Raw genomic sequence first — 7,239 nt, forward strand, 5'->3', positions numbered from 1 at the left:
TAACTTGTTATTGAAATTTTCGACAAAATAACTAAAGAACATTACGTACAATATTTCCCCAATTAGTCTACGACTATCAACACGTCTAATTAAAAATTGATTTGTTATGGCATTGATTACTCCAATAATGAACAACAATAACCCTGTATTCAAACCTGTCCATTTAGTCACATTAACAGCGGCAGCGGTCCATAAACCACTTCCCATGTTGGCAGAAATACATAGCCCATTACCAAAAGCATTCAAAATCAGCCCTGAAACTAAACCAATGATTCTTGTTTGGATTGAATTTTTGATGATGTCACCCCTTCTCAATAGTGATTATCGTACTACAAAATAGTTTGAGACAAAACGTCGAAATACAAAAAGGCACCTGTTAGAAACATCATTTTCAGTTTCTTTCAGATACCTAATTTATAATCGTTAATTCATTATTAAAATACTATTTTCAATTTGAATTGATTATTCATCCATAGTAAAAGATTCTATTGTTTTAGTCATTTAATTAATTTTTGAGCAACCAAATAATCATGAGCAACTTTTGAAGCTTTCTCGTGCTTGACAGTTACCAAATAGTTCATCTTTTGCATATCAGATTCACTAATTTTTCCAGCCAATTTATTCAAAGTTTTCTTAACTTCTGGATGACTCATTGCAAACTTTTCGGTCATTAATGGAGCCCCTTGATATGGTGGGAAATGATTCTTATCATCTTTGAGAACTACCAAGTTATACTCTTGGACTTCTGGATCTGTCGTATAACCATCAACAACATTGACTTTCCCATTAGCAATCGCTTTATAACGAATTGAAGGTTCCATGGTTTTAACACTGGCAATATCCAAACCATAGGCTTTTTTAACCCCAGGATAACCATCATTTTGTTGATAAAAGTCAGGATCAAAGCCAGCATGCAAACGATGTTCCACTTTTTTCAAATCACTAATCGTTTTGAGATTATACTTTTTAGCAAAGCTCTTCTTTACCGCTAAATCATATCCATTTTGATACTTCATCGGTGATAAATATTCCATATTAGCGTCTTTTTTCAACAAATTACGAGCGGCTTGATAAGTTTTCTCAGGGTTATGACTGACCTTTTGCTTGGTTTTAACTAAAGCCTGTAAGACAGTACCAGTAAATTCTGGATAAATATCAACCGAACCAGATTCCAATGCTTTGTACAAAAATGATGTCCCACCGAAATTAGGTTTCAAAGAGACCTTCATATTCGGATGATCTTCTTCAATTAAATCTTTATACATATTAATCAATATTTCTGGTTCACTACCCATTTTTCCAGCAATCGTAATATTAACAGGTGGTTTAACGATACTGCGGTATCCAGCAAATCCACCAAATAAAACAATAATTGCAGCAAAAAGGATTCCCATTTTTTTAAGCGATAATTTAGAAATACCCTTGATCAAAGTACTGAATATCAACGTTAAAACGGCTGACAAGACAGCACCAATCAATAATAATGCATTATTATTTGTTTCAATTCCTAGCAAAATATAAGTACCTAAACCACCAGCACCAATTAAAGCTGCCAACGTTGCTGTTCCAATGATCATGACCATGGCGATTCTAATACCTGAAATAATCATTGGCATTGCTAGTGGCAACTGAAATTTAACTAATTTCTTTGTTCGCGATAATCCAAATGCTTCCGCTGCTTCTTCTAGGTTTGGATCAATTGTTGTCAAACCAGAGTACGTATTTTGGAAAATTGGCATCACCGCATAAACAACTAAAGCAATAATCGAAGGTACCGTTCCAATCCCTACAAAGGGTATCAGAATACCCAATAACGCTAAACTAGGAATCGTTTGTAAAATACTGGTTATTTGTAAAATAATTTCAGCAATCCGCTTATGATTCATTAAAATAATGGCCAAAGGAATCGCAATAATGGCAGCGATAAATAATGAAATCAGTGAAATAGAAATATGTTGACCTAAAGCTTCCCAAATTCCACTACTTTGCGTTTGTAATATATGAATAACTGCGTTCACTATTTCTCACCTTCCCTTGCCAAAAAATCTAGTAGATCAGAGGTAGTGAGCTGATAGTTCTCATTGTCATTATTAAAAATAACTTCTCCGTCATTGTCTTTCAACTCAGTTGCCAAACGATTAACTGAATCCTCTTTTAATAATGAAGAATTCATATCTTTGGTAACAACTTGACCAAAACCGGCATCAATAATTTCACCAACAGTTGTCTGACCACTTTTTTCTAATTTGAAGAACCCTTTGACAAAATCATTCTTAGGATGATTCAAAATATCATCACGATTACCAATTTGTTCTAAATTTCCCTTACTCAAAACGGCAATCGTATTACCTAAACGAATCGCCTCATGCATATCGTGGGTTACAAAAATAAAAGTTGTCTGTAATTCGCGATGCAGTTTCAAAACTAAATCCTGTAACTGTGTTCGTGAAATTGGGTCCAAAGCACTAAATGGCTCGTCCATCAAAACCATTTTGGGACTAGTTGCTAACGCCCGAATAATTCCGACACGTTGTTGTTCCCCACCAGATAACTCATTGGGCATTCTTTTAGCATATTTCTTAGGATCTAATCCGACTTTTTCTAAAAGGTCCCAAGCCACATTTTTACGTTTGTCTTTTGACCAATGCAAAGACTCAGGTTGAATCGTGATATTCTCTTCAATCGTTAAGTTTGGGAACAAAGCAATATTTTGTAAAACATATCCCATATTTAACCGCATCTTTTGTAAATCATATGTTTCAATATTTTGACCATCAATTAGAACCTGCCCTGAAGTTGGTTTGATCAAACGATTAATCATCTTTAGCGTCGTCGTTTTTCCACTGCCACTAGTTCCGACCATCACAAAAAAGTCGCCGTCTTCAATTTTCAAACTCAAGTCTTTAATAGCTGAATTGTTGTCATATTTCTTATAAACGTGTTCAAACTCTATCATAACAAATCTCTTTCATGTAACTTTTTAAGTGACAAGAATCAATACAAAGAATAATATAAAATAAGTCCGTTCCAGTGTCAAACAATAAGCATATACCTAATTCATTGACTATTTAGTGAATTCATTCTATGATTATACCTGTAAAAACAAAGGTTACATATTTGAGGTAAATGCAAATGAGAGTTTCAACACGATTCAGTGATTCCGTCCATATATTAGCTTTCATCGAAATCTATCAAGACCAGAAGTTATCGAGTGAATTAATTGCCAGTAGCATCGAAACTTCCCCAGTTGTAGTTCGTCGGTTAATGAGTACATTGCGAGAAAATGGTTTAATTGCAACTAAGAAAGGTACAGCTGAACCTAAGTTGTCAAAAAATCCTCGTGAAATCACCTTGCTTGATATTTATTTGGCCGTTGAGGGCGACAAACAATTATTTACGCTTGATACCAATACAAATCCTGATTGTATCGTTGGCGGCAATATTCAAAAAGTTTTAGGAACTTATTACGAAGACGCCAAGATGGCTGCCTTAAGAAAGTTCAATAACGTTTCATTACAAGATATTATCGAGACTATCTTAGTTGAACAAAAGGCCAAGAAGGTTTTGAAGTAAAAACTGAAATAGGTTTCAAAAAGGACTAGATAAATTCGTTGAAAATTTATCTAGTCCTTTTACTGTCAGATTTTTAAGCGTATATTTTTAAAATTAAAGGTAAAATCATCAATAATTTTTATAATTTACCGTTAAGAAATTGTGCCTCACCATTACCAAAGCTCCAATCGGCCATAGTATTACTTGTAATGTTAATCATTACATCAGCTGGTGAAATACCAATTCCTTCGTGCAAAGCTTTAACTAAACTTGCGTAAAAATGTTCTTTGTCTATTTGTTCACGTGGGCTTGATGTCAAACTGAACAACAAAATTTTATCAGTTCTTTCTAATCCCAAACCAACATCCCAAAAGATCATTTCTTCGGGTTCATGTTGAGTTACAACTTGATAACGATCTCGTGGCAATAAGTGCAATTCATCAGTTGCAACTTTATATGAGATATCTAAAATATCCTTAATTTCCTTCTTGTCGCGACCTTTTATCATATCAATTCTCATTAATGGCATATTATTTCTCCTAATCTTTAATTATTTTACCTACACCAATTGGCAATGTTACGTGTTGATCATAGTGTCCGACTGCTCCAGCAATTGTATCTGGCAATACTAAATCTTCTGGCACTCCATGAACGTAAATCACTCGTTTATCTAACTCTAAATCATCAGTTCCGAAAACTTCATTAAACTTAGCTCGTAACTTATCGAGTGGAACCTCTTTATCATATTCAAAACTTCCGTTTTCATCTGATACTGGGTACGTATCGTTAGGAACATTCATATCATGTGGTGCGGCATCAAATGGCACCATTGTGGTACCAGAAACTGGCTCTGTCTCTGGCAAGTCAACGAATCCATCACCGTTAACATCTTGAGCTTTTGTGGCAATTTGGGCTTCTTTTCCATCTGGAAATCCATGGAAATGTTCCCAATGTTGTGTATTCTTGGGAGTATCTTTCATTGAGATATGAATCTTCATAATATCATTTTCAATTTCAAATGTGGCAGTTCCATGTGCTGCTGTTCCAATCTTATCTTCATTCAATGAAACAATCTTTGCACTGTATTTTTCGGTCATGTTAACTCCTCCACTTATCTCTTTGTTGATTACATGAGTAATTGTATACTGAACCTAACGAATTAGAATTGACATATGTCAAGAAAGGCGAAATTAATTTATGACTCATGATCCTATTAAATGTGTAGAACAAGTTTCGATATTTAAAGGTGCCCCACGAAGCGTCATTGAAGCACTAGCTCGCGTTTCCGTTCATCAAAGAAAAATTCCATCTGGTCAAATGATTTATTCTGCTGGTGAGCCAAACGACCGTTTAATGATAGTAGATTCAGGACGAGTCCGGGTTTTCAGTTACGCTGATGATGACCGTGAAAGAACACTTTACATGTTGCGGTCACGTGAAGTAGATTTAACGGGAGCACTTTTCACTAAACATGAACATCATAATTTTGCTCAGGCTGTTGAACCCACTGAAATATGTTATTTAAAACAGGCTGCTTTCAAAGATGTTTTAAAATCATATCCAGAAATGGCTTTATCACTAGTTGATATTCTCGGCGAACGGCTAGCTTCTTTAGAAAAACGAGATGTCACTGATACTTTGTTAACATCCAAAGAACGCCTCTACAATTACCTTTTGGAATTACAAGATCAATTCAATACTCCCACCTATCAACTACCAGTAACTAAACGCGAACTAGCTTTGTATTTGGGAATAACTCCAGAAACACTCAGTCGTCAACTAAAACTTCTAGTTGCAGAAAATAAAATCAAACTAAATCGGCGTGAATTTACAATTCTCTAAAGAATGTAGCTGATTATATACAGAAAAAGATAGTTATAGGAAATATTATATTTCTTACAACTATCTTTTTTAATAAACTTTATTTATTATAATTTTCTACTAAAAACTCTTTTAAAGGTGTAGCTGGATGTCCCATTATCAATTGATAATCAGAGCTAATCTCATTCAACAATCCTTTACCACCGGCATCATACATCGATGATAACATGTGACCTTCATTGCCTTCATTATAAATTTCTGCAAATTCAGTCAAACTAACTGGTTGATATCCGATTGGAGAATGTGCCACTTCAGTTAAAACTTCCGCTAATTGTGGCATCGTATAATTTCGTTCTTGTGTCAAAGTATAAATTTTACCATCAACTAATAATGACTTAGTTGCAGCCACCTTAGCAAAAGCCTTTGAACTATCTGCCAAACTAATAAATGACAATGCTTGATCTTTCATTGGATAAATAACATTTTTACGTTCAATCAATTCTGGTAAATATGGTACCAACGGATCAGCATACAAAGCATTTTTAACAATCGTATAGGAAAGTCCGCTCGATGCCAATCTTCGTGGTAAATAACCATAAAAGGCTGATAAATCAAATGGATTATTCGCCTGATCTGCAATAAAGCCCATGGCCAAAATATGTCCAACTTCGGCCTTTTGAGCCGCTTGAATAACATTTTCTAATTCACTGACACGACTAAAGCTATCATGACTCTTACTAGGAACATAAATCAAAACGTCCTTCTTAGTAAAAGCATTCACTAAAGTTTCCTCTTTCATAAAGTCGATGGGTACCACATTAGCACCAGTATCAGCAATATGTTGTGCCTTAGAAACTGTATGAACTCCGGCCGTTACATCAGTACTTGGCACCAATTTGATTAACTCATTGAAAATTTGGCCACCCAAATGACCTGTTGCTCCAGTAATTAAATAATTCATTTCACTTACCTCCTTGTTTGCAAAATAGATGTTACTTCAATTGTTACAAGTAGTCAACTATTTAATTTTAAATTTTAACCAAATACTTGTTAATAAATAATATAATGAAGATAAATAGACTGTTGGAGGGATTTAGAATGCAAAAAATCATCATTGATCAAGAATTCTGGGACATCTTTCCCGATGTAGAAATCGCCGTTATGACGGCTCATGATGTTGATAACCATAACGATACCAACGTACCTGACAATTTAATTCAGACAGCTAATGAAGTTGCCAAAAAATGGGTCCCTGACGATCCTATCAGTGCCAATCCAGTCGTTAAAGCTTGGCGTGACGCTTATCGCAAATTTAAAACTAAAAAAGGTGCTCGTAACGCTGTGGAAAATCTTCTAAAACGTGCCAAAAATAATAAAGGTGTTGGCAACATTAACCCCGTTGTCGATGTTTATAACTCAGTTTCCTTGGAGTACGCCTTTCCAATTGCAGCTGAGGACTTGGATAAAATAGTTGGTGATGTTCATTTAACAGTTGCCAAAGGTGGCGAAAGTTTTACACCAATTGGTGAAGATGAAGTTGAAGAAGCATTACCTGGTGAAGTAGTTTACCGTGATGACAAAGATATCATTTCCCGTTGTTGGGCTTGGCGTGACAGTGCACGTGTAGCTGACACTGATGAAACAAAGAACCTACTCTTCTATATGGAAAACATTCAACCTGACCGTAAAGATGATCATATTGCGGCTGCTAATGCTTTAAAAACACGCTTCCATGATTACTTGAATATTGATATTAATGATTTAACATTTTTAAACAAAGATAATCGTGAATTTGTCTTCGCAAAATAAAACTAATTATCTGAAAGTTGAAAGTTAAATATGCTGTGAAGATAGTAATAGGCCGCC

At 34.9% G+C, this 7,239-nt stretch carries 9 protein-coding genes; 3 read left to right on the top strand and 6 right to left on the bottom strand.

Annotated elements, in window-relative coordinates; translation table 11 throughout:
* The 3 genes from FD31_RS13310 to FD31_RS13320 form a co-directional block, all read right to left on the bottom strand.
* Nucleotides 1-270, bottom strand: a 270-nt coding sequence (locus FD31_RS13310; protein WP_476728476.1) for a DUF6198 family protein, incomplete at its 3' end; no start/stop codon positions are given.
* 227 nt (nt 271-497) lie between these two features.
* Entirely contained in the window at nt 498-2,021 is a 1,524-nt protein-coding gene (locus FD31_RS13315) for an ABC transporter permease/substrate-binding protein (RefSeq protein WP_057893274.1), read from the bottom strand.
* Nucleotides 2,018-2,956, bottom strand: coding sequence for an ABC transporter ATP-binding protein (locus FD31_RS13320; protein ID WP_057893275.1), 939 nt, complete (start codon nt 2,954-2,956; stop codon nt 2,018-2,020). The genes FD31_RS13315 and FD31_RS13320 overlap by 4 nt, the downstream gene beginning before the upstream one ends.
* Before the next feature lie 176 nt (nt 2,957-3,132).
* On the opposite strand from FD31_RS13320, the gene FD31_RS13325 reads away from it, so the two are divergent.
* Entirely contained in the window at nt 3,133-3,573 is a 441-nt protein-coding gene (locus tag FD31_RS13325) for an Rrf2 family transcriptional regulator (protein ID WP_057893276.1), read from the top strand.
* 118 nt (nt 3,574-3,691) lie between these two features.
* Here the strand turns inward: FD31_RS13325 and FD31_RS13330 are convergent, their stop codons facing one another.
* Together FD31_RS13330 and FD31_RS13335 are read right to left on the bottom strand one after the other, a co-directional pair.
* Nucleotides 3,692-4,081 carry a tautomerase family protein gene (locus FD31_RS13330; RefSeq protein ID WP_057893277.1) on the bottom strand — a complete coding sequence of 130 codons (390 nt, stop codon included), beginning with the start codon at nt 4,079-4,081 and terminating at the stop codon, nt 3,692-3,694.
* A gap of 10 nt (nt 4,082-4,091) precedes the next feature.
* Nucleotides 4,092-4,649 carry a hypothetical protein gene (locus tag FD31_RS13335; protein WP_057893278.1) on the bottom strand — a complete coding sequence of 186 codons (558 nt, stop codon included), beginning with the start codon at nt 4,647-4,649 and terminating at the stop codon, nt 4,092-4,094.
* Nucleotides 4,650-4,749: 100 nt separating this feature from the next.
* Here FD31_RS13335 and FD31_RS13340 point away from each other — a divergent pair, with 100 nt between their 5' ends.
* A complete protein-coding gene (locus FD31_RS13340; protein WP_057893279.1) occupies nt 4,750-5,394 on the top strand; it encodes a Crp/Fnr family transcriptional regulator in 645 nt (214 codons plus the stop codon).
* Between the two features lie 79 nt (nt 5,395-5,473).
* Here the strand turns inward: FD31_RS13340 and FD31_RS13345 are convergent, their stop codons facing one another.
* Nucleotides 5,474-6,334, bottom strand: coding sequence for an NAD(P)H-binding protein (locus FD31_RS13345; protein ID WP_057893280.1), 861 nt, complete (start codon nt 6,332-6,334; stop codon nt 5,474-5,476).
* A gap of 137 nt (nt 6,335-6,471) precedes the next feature.
* Here FD31_RS13345 and FD31_RS13350 point away from each other — a divergent pair, with 137 nt between their 5' ends.
* Entirely contained in the window at nt 6,472-7,182 is a 711-nt protein-coding gene (locus tag FD31_RS13350) for a B3/B4 domain-containing protein (protein WP_057893281.1), read from the top strand.
* The last annotated feature ends 57 nt before the right edge of the window (nt 7,183-7,239 follow it).

This window comes from Companilactobacillus nantensis DSM 16982, from assembly GCF_001435815.1.
In the GTDB taxonomy this organism is placed as follows: Bacteria; Bacillota; Bacilli; order Lactobacillales; family Lactobacillaceae; genus Companilactobacillus; species Companilactobacillus nantensis.

Coding starts and splice junctions, on each gene's coding strand:
- FD31_RS13325 (WP_057893276.1), top strand. CDS start 3,133: ATGAGAGTTTCAACACGATTCAGTGATTCCGTCCATATATTAGCTTTC.
- FD31_RS13330 (WP_057893277.1), bottom strand. CDS start 4,081: ATGCCATTAATGAGAATTGATATGATAAAAGGTCGCGACAAGAAGGAA.
- FD31_RS13350 (WP_057893281.1), top strand. CDS start 6,472: ATGCAAAAAATCATCATTGATCAAGAATTCTGGGACATCTTTCCCGAT.
- FD31_RS13345 (WP_057893280.1), bottom strand. CDS start 6,334: ATGAATTATTTAATTACTGGAGCAACAGGTCATTTGGGTGGCCAAATT.
- FD31_RS13340 (WP_057893279.1), top strand. CDS start 4,750: ATGACTCATGATCCTATTAAATGTGTAGAACAAGTTTCGATATTTAAA.
- FD31_RS13320 (WP_057893275.1), bottom strand. CDS start 2,956: ATGATAGAGTTTGAACACGTTTATAAGAAATATGACAACAATTCAGCT.
- FD31_RS13335 (WP_057893278.1), bottom strand. CDS start 4,649: ATGACCGAAAAATACAGTGCAAAGATTGTTTCATTGAATGAAGATAAG.